Raw genomic sequence first — 16,555 nt, forward strand, 5'->3', positions numbered from 1 at the left:
AAAATTGTCTTTATAGCATTTAGAAAATACTTTTTAGTATAATTAAATTTAATAATAAAATTTACAAACAGGTTTAATTATGAAAAAAAATACACGCAAGAAATTTTTACAATTATTTTCTCTTATTGCATTAATTCCTTTAAGTTCATTTATTGTAATGTGTTCAAAAGCTAAAACGCAAGAGATTAAGGAACAAAGTAAAATTAAAGCTAGATCTATAAGATTTATGGATAAAGATTTAACGTCAATTAACATTCAATTTTATTTTGATAAAATTGATATAGATGACATTTTGGTTAAAAAATTTAATATTGAATTAGAAGATGATAAAAAAAATAAAATTAATATTGATGTTAATCCAATCTACAATAAAAAATTACAATTATTAAGCTTTAAATTAGAAAACTTAAAACCCAACACCACATATAAAATTACAAAATTTAGTATTACAAATAAAATTGCCGATTTAACAAAAGTTGATAATTTATCATTTAATACCAGCCCAGAAAATAATCTTCCAAATCTACCAAATTTACCTAACGATCCAAACATTAAAATTGAAGATATTAAAACTAATGAGGTTAATAATAATTCAATAAAGATAACCCTAAATATTAATATAGAAAATAACAACAATTTGGAAAATAAATATGTTCGGTTAGTTTATAAAGATAATGAAAATAAATTAAAATTATCCAATATTTTAAAAATTAATGATCTTAAAAAGCAAAATTTTATTTTAGAAGACTTAACATCTAATCGTAAATATTCTTTTGAAGAACTAATTATAGGTGAAAGTAATGATTTAAATTTAAATAACGCTCAAACTAAAATATCTACTAATCAAAAACAAAAATTTAGTTTCGTTACACTTCCAAATCCTGTTAAAATAACAGCTATTGAAATCGATTCGAAATTCGATAATAACCCAAGTAGTTTAATTACTTTGAAATTTAAAGACAATGAAAATAATTTAAAAGAGAATGATATATTAAAAATTAAATATAAAAAAGCTGGTCCCAACCAAGTTGTGTTTGAAAAAAGTGTGCGATTGGCAAATAATCTCGAAGTGTTATTTGAAATTGAAAATATCAAAAAAAATGAGCAATACGAAATTATAAGTATAGAATCAAACAGTAAGCATGGTTACAACGTTAATCCAAGCGTGTTTAATTTTTCTTCTAATAGTCTACGTATTTTTAGTATTAAAGATTAATATTAAATGTAAAAGATTATTTAGTTAAAAAATCAATATTCTACAAAAAATATTAATTTAGAGTTTTTAAAATCTTGTGTAAAACACAATTCCTTTTTAATAAATCTTTAATATTTAGTTCGCCTTTATAAAATAGGTGAACTTTTTATTTTCAAGTTTATTATATTCAATTTTTAATTTTAAAAATAATTTTGTTTTAAGATTAAAATAAACAATCAAGAAATAAAATATCTAATTCATTAATAATTTGATCCCAATTAGCGCATCTACTTGTCCATATTTTAGTGATGTTCAAATTGCTAAATGCAATGATTTAACAATTGATTCGTCGCTCTTAAAAATAGGTTTATTTTTTATAAATTTGTGATATGAACGATTTAAACTTTTGATAGCATTGTTGTATATATAATTTTACACAACGGTTTGGAATAATTAAACATCGTAGCTACAAAGTTTAAATTTCATTTTCATACTTTTATAGCACTTTGATATTCTTGAATTTATTTTTGTCCAAATAACTCAAGATTTTCTTGTGCTTCTTCTAGATTAATAGCACCATAAATTGTTTTTAAATCCAAACAAAATTCTTTGTAGTATTTATATGAAACGTTTTTAATGTTGTTGCGAATCAAATGAACAATACATCTTTGTTGAATGATTTTTGAAAAAGGCACTTTAATCGCTTCATCAATACCACTTAAATCAATCTGAACATAATATTAAAATCGTTAACACCGCGGTTTTTAAGGTCATTTAGCACGTCTAATCAATATTTAGCTGATTCATTTTGACCAATTCAAATGTCTAAAAATCTTTTTTGCCTTCAAGATTTGCATCCAACTTAACATAAGTTACTTTTTAATTACTTCTATTATGTCTTTGACATATAAAGTGAATTGTATCGATAAAAACAAATACTATAAATGCTTTCAAGAGAACGGCGTTGTCATTGGTTAGTTAAATCAAGAACAGCATTTTATTTCTTTTCATATAAAAAAGCCTTTCTTGGTAATTATGATTTTACTAGAAGGCTTTTTGGTTTTACACAAAGTTTTGTAAACTCTATATTAATTTTTTGTTGTAATTCTAAAATAAATTATTGTTGTATATTGGTTGTAAATGAATAATCACCTATAGTTGGATTTGTTTTTTTCGTTTTATTTCTATTATAAATTTCATTGTTATTATCGTCATGATTCCATTTAAAAGTTAAATAATCTGGTTGTTCGTTAAATCAAATACGATTAATATAATATTTTGTATTTGGTTCTAAATTATTAATTTTATTATCAGATATTAATCATGATGTTAAACCTAATTGTGATTCTTTGTCAAAGTTGGTTTTAATAGTTCCATCAATATTTTTGTCTGTTTTTGAAAGTGCAATTTGATAAGGTCCTTTGATATTACCTTTTTCATCAATTAATTCTACATTTGCAACTAAACCATCACGAAAACCTTGGTCGTTTGAAAATAACTCTAAATTAAGATTTACTTGTGTTGAAGAAATGTTTTTAATATACTTGTTATTTTTATTTTCATTAAAATCATTTGCACTAGTCAAAATAGAGTTTTGACTACCATGGCAACAAAACTCTAATCCTTTATCGCTTTGGTTAAAAATTGTCCAAGTGTTATTATCATTTAAAATTTCTACTCGTTTAAGTTTGTAAGCACGATTTGCTACTGGTAAAACAACTTTTATGTATAAATGATTTTTAAGTTTAAATAAAAATTTATCTTTATAGTTTTTTTGATCATTATCACCAATATCATCGGTTTGAGCCATAAATTATTTTTCTTTGCCATTCGCTGTTTTATATAAAAAAACAAAACGTGCTTTTTTATTTACTAATCAAGGATAATCAATGCTCATAACAAACAATTTAACTTCACAAATTGGACGCTTAGTTTGTGGATCAACATCAATTGTAGTTTTAGGATATGATTCCATAGACATTATAGATAAAGGATTTTGTAATTCAAATTGATAATCAATTTTATTTAATTTATTATTTTCATTTAAAACATCTTGATTATTTTTATCTAAATAATATACACTATCTAATTGATATAGTGTATTAGTTTTAATTTCATCAAATTTTAAATTAAATTCAATTATTCATTTATTTACTTCATTTTTAACAGGATTGCAACTAACTACATTAGTTTTGATGATATTATTTTTTTCATCTTTAAAAGTTGCAATAAATAAAAGATTTTTAATAATATTAGAATTAGCTTTTAGTTCAACCTTTAATTTAATTTCATTTTCATTTTTTCGTTGGAAATAATCTTTTTTATTTTTTAATGGAAATAGTTTAATTAGGATTATTGTAATTACAAAAACTTAACGAATATTTTAGTGGATCAAGGTTTTTATTAATTCTAAAATCATTCGATTTTATTTTAATTTTTAATTTATTGTAAATTGGATCGTATACACTATTCTGAATATATGCAATATAAGGAATTTTAAAACTAGCTTTGCTATTAGATTTTGATAATAATTCAATTTTTGTTTGATCGTCATTAATTATAGTAATGGCTTTAATTGAATATTTATGTCCTTTCAAAAAATTTGGAAATGTATTTTGATCGATATTTAATTTAAAACCATTTTTTTTAAAACTAAAATCATTATTTATTCGATTAAAAATTAATTCTTGGTCATCTTTTAAAGTTAATTTAATTTTATTAATTTTTGATGTTTCAAGTTTATTGAAATATTTAATATTTAAATTTAATACAGGCTTATCTTTTTGATTGAATTCAATATCACTAGATTCATATTCACTAAATGTAAAATGAAATTCTCTATCCTTCAGATTATTGATATTAATTGGAATTTCAGTAATAGAACCATCATTATTAACTGCAAAAAGCTTAGTAATCAAAAATTTAGAATCATTTTCAAAAATTTGTTTACTAGAAGAACGCATATCATGATCAATATTAAGCAAAAATTGTTTGTTTGAATGATTATAAAAAAATTCACAACGTTTTTCATTATTAACAAAATTGAATGTAAAATCAGAAGAGCTGTAACTGTAATTTTCTAATACTTTTTTAGCCATTAATGTGATTTTTCTAGCATTTTTGATTATTGAAGAATCACTATCTAATTGAAATATCATACTTATATTTTGTTGGTTGTCTATCATTAAATAAAAACTTGCCAATATTAGGAATATGCTTGTTAGCTAAATCAAGTTCTTTTTGTTTAATAATTGGATCTAAAACTTGCAAATCATTATTAATACTTAAATTTTTAATTTTAAAAACTGGATTTTCTAAAATAATATTTTGTAGTTGTTTATTACCAGTTAAATCGAATACTATTTCATGATGTTTATCATCAAATTTTATTGAAGATAATAAAATTTTTTTATTAGTTTTAGTTGATGTAAGTTCAACCATCGCATTTAATTCATCTTGTTTATAATTGTGTTCATTAACAAAATCATCGTATTTAATTTTTAATTGTTTAGGAATTCCATTATTTCTAATAACTTCAGTATCAAAAATATTTATATTTGTTCATCGAGAAAAAGTAGTCGGAATCATCAAATAAGTTGGTTTTTCATTATTAATTGTTCCATCTAATTGCAATCCACTTGGCTTGTAAACATTTTGTTTTATTTTGATAGGTTCTTTATTTAAAAATAATTTAGAAATAAAGTACTCTTCATCGTCTAATTGGTTGTTAACATTAGATTTAAACTCTGCAACAACTGTTAGAACATTATTTTCATTTTTTAAATAATTTAATTGGTTTTTCAAAACTTTTAATTTAAATATTTTTTGTTTTCTTGTTTGTCAATTCAATATCAATATTTTTTAAATTAGCATCATCAACTCGAACATTTAGAAGTTTGATTTGAAATTGTACGCGTTGTTTTTTAATATCACTAAATCATGCACTTTGGTTTACAACTTTAATAGGTTTAATATCATTTTGGTTAAACTCAATAAATTCTGTTGCCATTTCACTTGTTTTAATAACTTTAACTGGCACAAATTTATCACTTGAGTTAATAATAATTGTCTGTTTAGGTTGTGGTCGTTGAGGTAAACGAATATAAATACGATTATTTATTATAATTGGTTTTAAATCAATATTAAAACTAACTCTTTGGTTTAAATGATTAATAACACTTGTTGAAAAAAGAATTTTTTTCTAAATTTGTTTTATTATTAATGTTTAAATGATCAAATTGGTAAGCAATATAGTAATCATTATTTTTTGTTGTAAAAAAATAATCTAAAACCTCTAATTTACATTTTGATTTATTAAAACCACACGCAGAAAGCAGACTAACAATTAAAATCGATGGTAATGAAATAAATCATATCCTCAATAATAGTTTTTTTATTTTTAATTTCATATTTCTTACAAATTAACAAAATTTTCTTATTAATAAATTTTATATTTACACAAAGAAAAATAAAAATGTAAAATTTGTCTTTTACTCATTTTTAAATTTAAATAAAATTTTTGGAACATATTTTTGTGTAAATTATGTTTATAATAGAAAACTCTAGAAATTATTTTTAAACTTCTAGAGTAAATTAAATTTTTTATAAAAATTAATAATTAATTAAAGCGTGAACTTTTCCACTCAATTTCTCTTCGCCTTTTAAAAATCCTAAACGAATCAAATAAACACTACCAACCACAGTTGCTTGAGCTTGATGAACAAGATTTTCAATTGCAGCAACAGTTCCTCCAGTTGCTAATAAATCATCAACAATTAAAACACGTTGGTTTGGTTTTAATGCATCCTTATGCATTTCTACACGTGAACTTCCATACTCTAATGTATATTCAGCGCTATAAACATCATTTGGTAATTTATTTGGTTTTCGTACTAAAACAAATGGTTTATTTAACTTAATTGATAATGGAGCAGCAAATAAAAAACCGCGTGATTCTGCTCCTATTATGACATCAACATCTAATGATTTAGCAAATTCAGCAAAATCATCAACAATTTTTTCAATAACCTTTGGTTCTAAAAATAAAGGAGTAATGTCTTTAAAAATAATTCCTTTTTTAGGGAAATCAGGGACATCCTTAATTTTTGATTTAATATAATCAATATTGATCATAAACGTTCTAAGTCTTCCTTTTAAAATTTGTTGATATTAACAATTTCTTGTTCATCAAATTTATCATAAACATTATTTGCATTATCACTCTTAGCTAATGTTTTGGCTAATAAGCGTTCATATAGAATCATCGTCAACATTCATAAGTAATTAATAATGATGATTGCTAAATAATGCGTAAACATTAAACTAAATAAGATAATGGCATTAAAACTAATTAATGCTAATGGTGCGAAAATCATTAACCATAGTAGTGTAAACAACATCACAATGTATATTATATTATAAGTATTAAAGTATTTAATTAAAGAATCTTGAATTTGTAACTGTAATTGTTTTTTTGTTAAAACTTTTGCTAAATTTAAAGTTTGTTTTAAGTTTAAACAAATATGTAAACTAAAGCTAACAATTAAAACAAAACTAGTGTTAATAGCAATAATTGAAGCTTGATTATTAAACAATCTAAACAATCCTGCAATTCCAAAACTAACTAGTGTTGTGCAAATTAAATTAATTATTAAAGGAATTGTTGATTGGGGTTTTAATCAAATACTTGATCAAATAACAATAATTGCAAAAATAATGAAGTAAGCAGCAATTGAATTAGTGATATTATTTATCAAATTATATAAACTACTTGTATAAACAATAGCATCACTAAAACGATTATTTAAACTAATAGAAGCAATCTCATTTAAAGCGCTTGGATTTTTCGCATCAAAGTACATTGATACTATTCCATTATTAATTTCATAATCTAAAAAACTACTAAATTCATGTTCATTAAAGTTTTTTAGATCATTTTTCATTGTTAATTCATACACTGAGCCAAAACTAAAACTCATATTTGGAACAACAAAACCTAAAACAAACAATCCAGCAAGCCCTATAACAAAAACAAAAATTAAAAAACTTAGTTTATAAACTTTTTGATTCATTGCTTTAAAAATAAATTGTTGATATTTTTGTTGATCATTTCAATCAAATTCTTCATTGAATCGATTTTGATTAATTGCATTAGTTGCAGCTAAATATTGTCTTCATAAATGAATTTTTGGCACATGATGTGCTATTAATCACAATAGATACATCATGGCAATAAACAAGATATAAGATATTAGTAAGCATGAGAAAGTTATTAATATTAAATTAAAACCAAAAATGCTAATGTTATTTTTACCAAAGTACATGAACACTAAACTAATAAAGATCATTAATAAATAAAACATTCCTTGATTAATGATTGTCTTATTTAAACTAATCCTTAAAGCATTCTTATAAGAGTATTTTTGTTCGACTAAACGTTTTATATGATTATTAAAGTTAACTAAATTTAGTAATGGTCAACATACACTAATAATTAATGCGCCATAGGTTTCAGTACTAAAGCCTAAATTACTTGCTTTAATCAATAATAAACTAATCACAAAATTAAATGCCATTAATAAACTATGAATTAAGCCTGGAACTTTATATAAAACACTAATAATAATCGCAACTATTAAAATTAAAACTGCAATTCCAATTAAAATAGCATCTATAGGATCTAGCATTTTAATTGCACCTTGTTTTAGATTTGGTAATTTTGTACTAAAATTGTTTAATAAACTATAAAAAGTTTTTGCATAATCTTTTTTAATATCATTTTCACTATAAATTGCTTGAGCAAAATACGTTGGTAGATAATATTGTTTTAGATTATAAACAGTATTAATAAAAGCACGACTTGTATTTTTTTGATTTAAAACTAATTTATTAGATGTATATTTAACAATACTTTGTTGAGCTAATGTTAGTTTGTCATCTTTTTTTGGTGCTTCAAAATAATTAAAGAAATTATTGTAATCAATAGCGTAAACAAAACCATTAATTAAAGATAATTTATTAATGTTTCATGAATAAAACATTTCATTATCTTTAAAAGTTTGTGCTACATCTTTATTATTAGCATCTTTAGTTTTTACTTTATGTGATGATGATTGATAAAAAGCACGAATAATATTTAATAATTGATCAACTTGAACATTAATTGGTTTAATAATAGAACTATTATGAATAAAATACTTGTCAAAATCTTGTGTTGCTAATCAATCAATAAATGCTTTTTCTTCACCATTTACATTTAAATTTTTATAAGTAGCATCAACATAATCTCAACTTTTTGCATCTACATATTTTTGTTTTTGAGCATGCGCTAAAGTTAATAGCATGTTAAATCTTGCAATTAATCCATCACGATTAACTCATAATAATCATGAATTAACTGGGGCTTTACGATTTTGTTTTGTTTTTTCAAAAGCAGCTACAGTTTGAGCACGTGTTTTACCACTTGATGCACTATAGTTGAAATTAGCATCAAATTCTTTAGCAAAAAAATTTAAATCAAACTTTTGATCATCAGCACTAGTTTTTGGTAATGATACTTCAACTTGTTGGCCTTCATTAGTTGTTTTAATTTCAATTTTTTTAGCATCACTATTTAAAGTTAATCAATTTGTATCATCAAATTCTTTATTTTGTGAAAGTTCTGGTTTTGGTGATAAAAGTGATGAAATATTTTGTAATTCTAAACGATTAGCAGTTGTAAATAAACTTATAAGTTGAATTTTTGAACTAATTTGTTCATATGGTTTTGTTTTTGTTAAAAAATTAACGATGTCTAATTTTGAATTTGTTGGGTAAAATTCATAAACAATTTCACCAAACTTTTCTCATTTTTTCGTATTTTTATTAATGCGTTGGTAAATACCATATTTAGCACTTACGTTATTAACACCTAATGCTTGTAAATGTTTTTGATTTAGATTAGCAGTTGTTTTTAGTAAATCTATTTGTTCTTCTTCGGTTTGATAATCATTTAATAAAACTTGTGTTCTTGCTGATATCTTATCGCCAAAATCACCTGTTTTTTTATTCTTGTAAGCATAATTAGCAGCACCAACACCAGTGCCAACAATTGTTCCAACTGTTAAAGCGCCAATGCCTAAAAAGGCTAAAACACTTTTTCATTTTTGTTTAAATTTTGTTTTTGTTTTAAATGACATTTGCAAACCAACTAACTTTAAATTAATATTTTGAAATATATTATTTGGAATTAATATAAATTTCAAAAATGTTCATATTAACTAATTAATAATTATATAGTAATTGTAATGATATCAATTATTAAATTCTTTTTTCTTTTCAAACTTACTAAAAAATTCATAAATTTTCTAAACTTACACCTTTTATACTAATTAGTTAATAGGTGAGTGTTTATGAATGAATATCAAAATCAAAAATTAGAACTTTATTTTATAAAAAATGCTATTAAAAATGAAATAATGAGTTTTAATGAATGTATACAATACTTAAAGTATCATACTTATTTTTACAAATTAAAAAGATTAAATAATTTATTTGAAAACAAAATTCATGATTTTTTCCATCTTGTGCGTATATCTAATTTAGATTTTGTATTACGCAAAAATATTAACAACAAAATTATGATTTTAGAACACTTACTAAAACTTAAAATTCATAATTTCATAAATGATGAAGAAGAACCAAGAAGTGTTTTTGAGTCATTTTTTAATTATTACAAAAATGATAAGTATCTAATTAATTACGAAAAATATTTTAATAAGTGCAAAAATATTGATTTGTCATCGTTTGTAGAAATTCTAAATCTATATGTATTAATGTTATTAAATGCTTTTATTTTCCAAAATAAAGTTGAAAAAGTTCAAGCTAAATTAATTTTAATGATTCGTAACAATTGTGCTCACAATGTTCCAGTGATCATTTTTTTTAAAAAAGATTTTAATAATATGTCAAAGGCGCTTGAATTAATACATGAAATTGCAAACTGTAGCGTAGAAAATAAAATTAAAAATGAAATATTGATAAATGATAAGTATTTGAACGAATATCTTAATGCTAATTTTCATTGACTTAAAGGTTATGGTTTAATTAATAAAATTTTAATATTTATTAAAAATTGTTTTAATTCGATCGCACAAAATTAAGTTGGCTAAAACATATCAAGGTTATAATATTTATAGTTTTAATATTTAAATAATTAAGATAAGGGGTTTATGCGTTTTTTAATAACTAATGAAGTTAAAAGTGTTTTTAATGATGAAATATATTTACAACGATTTGAACAAATAGCTAATTTAATTTCAATAAAATTAAATATTGATAAAGAACGTTTTTTTGAATGTCACTTTGTTGATGAAAAAACAATACAAGAGATTAATAGAGATTATCGAAACAAAGATTATATTACAGACGTTATTAGTTTTGCATTTGATGATGGAGAAATTATTACGCCTTTATTGGGAGAAATGTATATTTGTTATCAAAAAGTTGTTAACCAAGCAAAGGAATTTGGTCATTCGTTTGAGCGTGAATTATGTTTTTTATTTACGCATGGTCTTCTTCACTTATTAGGATATGATCATATAGAGGTTGAAGAGGAAAAGATCATGTTTGGTTTACAAGATGAAATTTTAAATGAATTAAATATTACAAGAAATGTAAATGGAAATAAAAATGGTTAAAAAATATGGAATTGTAGCTATTGTTGGCAAACCTAATGTTGGTAAATCAACATTAATAAATGCAATTATGCGTAAAAAAGTTTCAATTATTTCTAATAAACCACAAACAACGCGTAATGCTATTAAAGAAATTTATGAAGATGATGATTCGGCAATTATTTTTACTGATACACCTGGATTTCATGAACCATCAAACAAACTTGATCTATTTTTAAATCACGAAATTGAAGTTTCGTATAAAGAAGCAAATGTGATTTTGTTTGTATCAAGTATGGACAAAGAATTAAGTGAAGATGATTTTGAAATTATAAATTTAATTAAAGAATCAAATAAGGAAAATGTTATTTTAGTTATTTCTAAAGCTGAAGTTGCTAAAAATCAAGATAAAATTGATGAAAGAGTTCATCAATTAAACAAGTATATACAATTTAAAGATGTTATTCAAATAAGTGCGTTGCATGTCATTAATATTGATAAATTGATTAATACAATTAAACAATATCTTCACAAAGATGTTGTTACAGATTATTTTCGTCAAAAAGTTGAAAAAGAAGATAAGTTTATTATTGCAGAAACAATTCGTGAACAATGTTTATTGAATTTAAATCATGAAGTTCCCCATGGTGTTGGTGTAGAAATTGATGAAAGTAAATATAATCAAGAAGCGAATCATTGAATTATTAAAGCATCAATAATAATCGAAAAAAACTCTCATAAACCAATTGTTATTGGTCAAAATGGTGCAATGATTAAAAAAATTAGTATGGCAGCAAGAAAACAACTGCACGAAATTTATGATTGTCATATTTCATTAACAATTTTTGTTAAAGTCGAAAATAATTGACGCGAAAATAATAATGTTGTTAAATCATTAGGATATAAAATTAAAAAATAATGGCAGAAATTATAACCAAAGGATATTTAGTTGCTCGTCGTGATTATGATGTTTTTGATGAAATACTAACATTTATTAACGAACATGGTAATCGCTTTGTAATGTTTGCACCAGGAACAAAAAGAATCACTTCTAAAAATGCAAGAGCTTTATTTTTTGGTAATTATTTAGAAATTCAGTTTTTTCATGCAACAAATGAAACAAAGCTTTCTAAACTTAAAAAAGTTATTCCATTAGACCAAATTGATTATAAATATGAAAATACATACTCAATGTTAATATTAAGCGAACTAATGAGTAAAGTAATTGATTTTAATGTTGAATTCTATCAATTTTATCAACTTATTTTGCAATATATTATTTTAAAATATAATGATTATTACATAAGCTGTTTTTTATTGGTAAAATTTTTAATAATGAATGGTATTAATTTTAACTTCCGTTCATGTGCTTATTGTAATAGCTCAAAAAATATTAAAACATTTTCTTTAGTTGATCGTGGTCTTGTTTGTGTGAATTGCGAATCTAAAATTATTAATAAAATAGATTATGATCCAAAGGCTTTACAATTATGACAAAAACTTTATTTTGCATCACAAGTGCAAAAAGAACAAATAGAGGATAATGAATTAACGTTTAAAGGTTTATTAAAAATATTAAATTCCATTATGTATGATCAATTAGGAATTTATTTAACAATAATAAAAAACATTTAAAGAAGAATTTTATTAAAAGAAATTAGGCTATAGTTATGAAAAACAAGTTTAAAACACAAGAAGAGTTAGTTAATCACTTAAAAACAGTTGGTTTTGTTTTTGCAAATTCAGAAATTTACAATGGTTTGGCTAATGCATGAGATTATGGACCATTGGGTGTATTATTAAAAAATAATTTAAAGAATTTATGATGAAAAGAATTTGTTACTAAACAAAAAGATGTTGTTGGCTTAGATAGTGCAATAATTTTAAATCCATTAGTTTGAAAAGCGAGTGGTCATTTAGATAATTTTTCAGACCCACTAATCGATTGTAAAAATTGTAAAGCAAGATATCGTGCAGATAAATTAATTGAATCATTTGATGAAAACATTCATATTGCTGAAAATTCTAGCAATGAAGAATTTGCAAAAGTTTTGAATGATTATGAGATTTCTTGCCCTACATGCAAGCAATTTAATTGAACAGAAATTCGTCATTTTAATCTTATGTTCAAAACTTATCAAGGTGTTATTGAAGATGCTAAGAATGTGGTTTATTTAAGACCTGAAACTGCACAAGGAATTTTTGTTAATTTTAAAAACGTTCAACGTTCAATGCGTCTACATTTACCTTTTGGTATTGCTCAAATTGGAAAATCATTTAGAAATGAAATAACACCAGGTAATTTTATTTTTAGAACACGTGAATTTGAACAAATGGAAATTGAATTTTTCTTAAAAGAAGAAAGTGCTTATGATATTTTTGATAAATATTTAAACCAAATTGAAAATTGATTAGTTAGTGCATGTGGTTTAAGTTTAAATAATTTAAGAAAACACGAACATCCTAAAGAAGAATTATCACACTACTCTAAGAAAACAATTGATTTTGAATATAATTTTTTACATGGTTTTTCTGAATTGTATGGTATTGCATATCGAACTAATTACGATTTATCAGTACATATGAATTTATCAAAAAAAGATTTAACATATTTTGATGAACAAACTAAAGAAAAATATGTTCCTCATGTTATTGAACCATCTGTTGGTGTTGAAAGATTATTATACGCTATTTTAACTGAAGCAACTTTTATTGAAAAATTAGAAAATGATGATGAACGAATTCTAATGGATCTAAAATATGACTTAGCTCCTTATAAAATTGCTGTAATGCCATTAGTAAATAAATTAAAAGATAAAGCTGAAGAAATTTATGGCAAAATTTTAGATTTAAATATCTCGGCTACTTTTGATAATAGTGGAAGTATTGGAAAACGTTATCGTCGTCAAGATGCAATAGGAACAATATATTGTTTAACAATTGATTTTGATTCACTTGATGATCAACAAGATCCATCCTTTACAATTCGTGAACGTAATTCAATGGCTCAAAAAAGAATTAAATTATCAGAATTACCTCTATATTTAAATCAAAAAGCACATGAAGATTTTCAACGTCAATGTCAAAAATAACTAATAATGTTTTTCAAGCAATTCGTGATGCAGTAAATATTTCAAATGTTATTCAAAATTACATTAAAGTAATTAAAAAAGGTAATAATTATTGAGCTATTTGTCCTTTTCATAATGATACAAATGAATCTTTATCAATTAGTGATAAAAAGCAAATATTTAAATGTTTTTCATGTAATCATGCTGGTGATGTGATTAAATTTGTTGCTGATTATAAAAAAATTCCTTATGTTCTAGCAGCTCAAGAGATAATACGAACAATGAATTTAGATTTAAAATTACTAAATCATTTACAAAAAATCTCACCAGAGGAAACTAAAAAAAATAAACTTTTTGATTTAAATAAACAAATTCAAAAATGGTTTATTAATTTTTTAAACAATAAAAATAATAAGCATGTGCTTGATTATTTAGTAAAACGCAATTTAAATCAAAGTGATTTAGAATATTTTAAAATTGGTTATGCTCCAGGTAATGATCAATTGTTGAATTTAATAAAATCAAATTACGATAATCTTGTACAAGAAAATGATGAGTTTGAACTTAATAAATTAATAAATAATTCTTTTTTAGTAATTGATAAAAAAGGTGATTATCACGATTTTTTTAATGATCGTATAATTTTTAGTATTTATGATCATTTAAATAATATTGTTGGTTTTAGTGGACGAATAATTAATAATGAAAAAACACCAAAATACTTAAATACAAAAACAACTTTAGTTTTTAAAAAAGATGAAATTCTTTATAACTTTAATAATGTTATAACACTTGATGATAACCATCAATTATTCATTGTTGAAGGATTCATGGATGCTATTACAACACATAAATCAAACAAACCAAATGTAGTAGCCACAATGGGAGTTGAATTAAGTAATAAACATTTAGAAACGATTGCAAATTATGGAATTAAAGATTTAATTTTATGTTTTGATAATGATCATGCTGGTTTTTTAGCTACTAAAAAACAAGTTCTAAAATTAGCAAATTTAGCTTTTAATATTTTTGTTGTTGATCATAAAAACAATGATTGTAAAGATATTGATGAATATGCAAATAAATATGGTTATGATGCAACAAATAAATTATTAGAACAACAACTTCACATTAGTGAATTTTTATTGTTAGATATCACTAATACAAATAAATCAACACCTTCGCTAAAACATAGTTACAAACAAGATTGCTTTGAAATAATTCAAAAATATGGCGATATTTTCTATATAGATAAATATGTTGATTTTATTAATCAAACATTGCAAATGGATGAAGTTTTATTAAAAAAGATTATTGAAGAATTATTAATAAAAAAACAATCTAAGCCTATTCAAAATAAAGAGAATGAATACTCATATGTATATCAAGACAAAAAATATCACAAAACTAAAAAACAAATAACTCAACAATCATTTAATAATAAAAAACTTCCACTAACAAAAATCAATAAACATTTTAATCATTTAGTAATTATCTTATTAATGAATCGTAAGTTTTTAAATCGTTTTGATTCACAAATTCGTAATAAATTTAGTAGAAATCAAAACTTAATTGTAAATATTATTGAAGATTTTTATTTGTATAATTTTGAAGTTAATGCAATCTTAAAAGATAGTGAGATTTTCATTGAATTTATTAATAAAAATTATGCAAAATATGATGAAATTATTAATCAATTTACAAAAATAATTCAAGTTGTTAAATACAATCCTAAATTAGACAATCTTATTGCATTTGAACTAGCTAAAAATAGTTTTTTATATGAATGATATAAAAATGAAATTAAACACTTAAAATTAACTAATTTAAACTTAGATATAAATGATAATCAAGAGCAAATTGCAAATAATGAAAAATTAATAAAACAATATAATGATGAAAAAGTTTTATTAGATAATTTAATTAATGCTTCTTTATTCCATAAAAACCAATAAAAAAGATTAGATCGTAATGACCTAATCTTTTCTTTATTGATTGTGTTTTTATAATAAATTACATTAAACGGTTGTATCATTCAACAACGTAAGCTTCATTTACATCAGCTGGTAATTCACTACGTTCTGGTAAACGTGATAGTTTAGCAACTTTTTTATCTTTATCAACTAATTCAATAAAATCAGCTGGTTTATTTAATGTATTTTTAATTAAAGGCATTTCAAGTGATTTTTCTTTAAGTGCTATTGTGCTACCTACTTCAACTAAAGCTGAAGGAATATTAACTTTTTTGCCATTTACTAAAACATGTGAGTGATTTACTAATTGACGTGCTGCACGACGTGTTGGAGCAAATCCTGCACGATAAACTAATGAATCTAAACGTGATTCTAAAACTTGTAATAAGTTTAAAGTAAGTACACCAGGACGTCCTAATGCAACTCTATATAAACGTCTAAATTGACGATCATTTAATCCATATAAAAACATTAATTTTTGTTTTTCAACTAATTGTTGTCCATAGTTTGATAATTTAACTTTTTTATTACCATGTTGACCTGGACCATATGTTCTTTTCTTACCAGAATTAAATTCTTTATTATTTTCTAGCAAAGAAAAACCTAAACGACGAGATTTTTTATAAATACTACCTGTATAACGACTCATGATTATATTCTCCT

The 16,555-nt window shown here is 23.2% G+C and carries 16 protein-coding genes and 1 pseudogene; 7 read left to right on the top strand and 10 right to left on the bottom strand.

Features of this window, described 5'->3' with window-relative positions:
• The first annotated feature begins 79 nt into the window (after positions 1 to 79).
• A complete protein-coding gene (locus UUR8_RS02705) occupies positions 80 to 1,216 on the top strand; it encodes a DUF1410 domain-containing protein (protein ID WP_004025790.1) in 1,137 nt (378 codons plus the stop codon).
• A gap of 500 nt (positions 1,217 to 1,716) precedes the next feature.
• Here UUR8_RS02705 and UUR8_RS02710 read toward each other — a convergent pair whose 3' ends face one another.
• The 9 genes and pseudogenes from UUR8_RS02710 to UUR8_RS02745 form a co-directional block, all read right to left on the bottom strand.
• A complete protein-coding gene (locus UUR8_RS02710; protein WP_080508256.1) occupies positions 1,717 to 1,923 on the bottom strand; it encodes a transposase in 207 nt (68 codons plus the stop codon).
• 389 nt (positions 1,924 to 2,312) lie between these two features.
• On the bottom strand, positions 2,313 to 3,005 hold the full coding sequence (locus UUR8_RS02715; protein ID WP_004025664.1) for a hypothetical protein: 693 nt from the start codon (positions 3,003 to 3,005) through the stop codon (positions 2,313 to 2,315).
• 3 nt (positions 3,006 to 3,008) lie between these two features.
• Complete coding sequence (locus tag UUR8_RS03675) at positions 3,009 to 3,176, bottom strand: hypothetical protein (RefSeq protein WP_155104985.1); 168 nt, start codon at positions 3,174 to 3,176, stop codon at positions 3,009 to 3,011.
• Between the two features lie 361 nt (positions 3,177 to 3,537).
• Positions 3,538 to 4,380 carry a hypothetical protein gene (locus tag UUR8_RS02720; RefSeq protein WP_004025928.1) on the bottom strand — a complete coding sequence of 281 codons (843 nt, stop codon included), beginning with the start codon at positions 4,378 to 4,380 and terminating at the stop codon, positions 3,538 to 3,540.
• Positions 4,334 to 4,999, bottom strand: coding sequence for a hypothetical protein (locus tag UUR8_RS02725; RefSeq protein ID WP_004025785.1), 666 nt, complete (start codon positions 4,997 to 4,999; stop codon positions 4,334 to 4,336). Before UUR8_RS02725 ends, UUR8_RS02720 begins: the two co-directional genes overlap by 47 nt.
• Positions 5,000 to 5,009: 10 nt before the next feature.
• Positions 5,010 to 5,234 (bottom strand): hypothetical protein, encoded by a 225-nt coding sequence (locus UUR8_RS02730; RefSeq protein ID WP_004025525.1) that lies wholly within the window; start codon positions 5,232 to 5,234, stop codon positions 5,010 to 5,012.
• 30 nt (positions 5,235 to 5,264) lie between these two features.
• Positions 5,265 to 5,390, bottom strand: a pseudogene (locus UUR8_RS03905) (MBA family surface membrane protein); the annotation flags it as partial.
• 416 nt (positions 5,391 to 5,806) lie between these two features.
• Entirely contained in the window at positions 5,807 to 6,328 is a 522-nt protein-coding gene (locus tag UUR8_RS02740; protein ID WP_004025673.1) for an adenine phosphoribosyltransferase, read from the bottom strand.
• 20 nt (positions 6,329 to 6,348) lie between these two features.
• Positions 6,349 to 9,372: a membrane protein gene (locus UUR8_RS02745; protein ID WP_004025779.1), complete on the bottom strand. Its 3,024-nt coding sequence runs from the start codon at positions 9,370 to 9,372 to the stop codon at positions 6,349 to 6,351.
• Between the two features lie 213 nt (positions 9,373 to 9,585).
• Between UUR8_RS02745 and UUR8_RS02750 the strand changes: the two genes are divergently transcribed.
• From UUR8_RS02750 to dnaG, 6 genes are all read left to right on the top strand, one after another.
• On the top strand, positions 9,586 to 10,335 hold the full coding sequence (locus tag UUR8_RS02750; RefSeq protein WP_004025965.1) for a hypothetical protein: 750 nt from the start codon (positions 9,586 to 9,588) through the stop codon (positions 10,333 to 10,335).
• 69 nt (positions 10,336 to 10,404) lie between these two features.
• On the top strand, positions 10,405 to 10,872 hold the full coding sequence (gene ybeY / locus UUR8_RS02755; protein ID WP_004026175.1) for an rRNA maturation RNase YbeY: 468 nt from the start codon (positions 10,405 to 10,407) through the stop codon (positions 10,870 to 10,872).
• Positions 10,865 to 11,767, top strand: coding sequence for a GTPase Era (gene era, locus UUR8_RS02760; RefSeq protein ID WP_004026085.1), 903 nt, complete (start codon positions 10,865 to 10,867; stop codon positions 11,765 to 11,767). Before ybeY ends, era begins: the two co-directional genes overlap by 8 nt.
• Positions 11,767 to 12,483 carry a DNA repair protein RecO gene (recO, locus tag UUR8_RS02765; protein WP_004025604.1) on the top strand — a complete coding sequence of 239 codons (717 nt, stop codon included), beginning with the start codon at positions 11,767 to 11,769 and terminating at the stop codon, positions 12,481 to 12,483. Before era ends, recO begins: the two co-directional genes overlap by 1 nt.
• Before the next feature lie 35 nt (positions 12,484 to 12,518).
• Entirely contained in the window at positions 12,519 to 13,940 is a 1,422-nt protein-coding gene (locus tag UUR8_RS02770; protein ID WP_004025511.1) for a glycine--tRNA ligase, read from the top strand.
• The gene (gene dnaG, locus UUR8_RS02775) at positions 13,928 to 15,874 is read left to right on the top strand and encodes a DNA primase (RefSeq protein WP_004025502.1); all 1,947 of its coding nucleotides are present in this window, start codon (positions 13,928 to 13,930) and stop codon (positions 15,872 to 15,874) included. The genes UUR8_RS02770 and dnaG overlap by 13 nt, the downstream gene beginning before the upstream one ends.
• Before the next feature lie 58 nt (positions 15,875 to 15,932).
• Here the strand turns inward: dnaG and rpsD are convergent, their stop codons facing one another.
• Positions 15,933 to 16,541 carry a 30S ribosomal protein S4 gene (rpsD, locus tag UUR8_RS02780; RefSeq protein ID WP_004025550.1) on the bottom strand — a complete coding sequence of 203 codons (609 nt, stop codon included), beginning with the start codon at positions 16,539 to 16,541 and terminating at the stop codon, positions 15,933 to 15,935.
• Positions 16,542 to 16,555 lie beyond the last annotated feature (14 nt).

The organism is Ureaplasma urealyticum serovar 8 str. ATCC 27618 (assembly GCF_000169535.1).
Classification (GTDB): domain Bacteria; phylum Bacillota_I; class Bacilli_A; order Mycoplasmatales; family Mycoplasmoidaceae; genus Ureaplasma; species Ureaplasma urealyticum.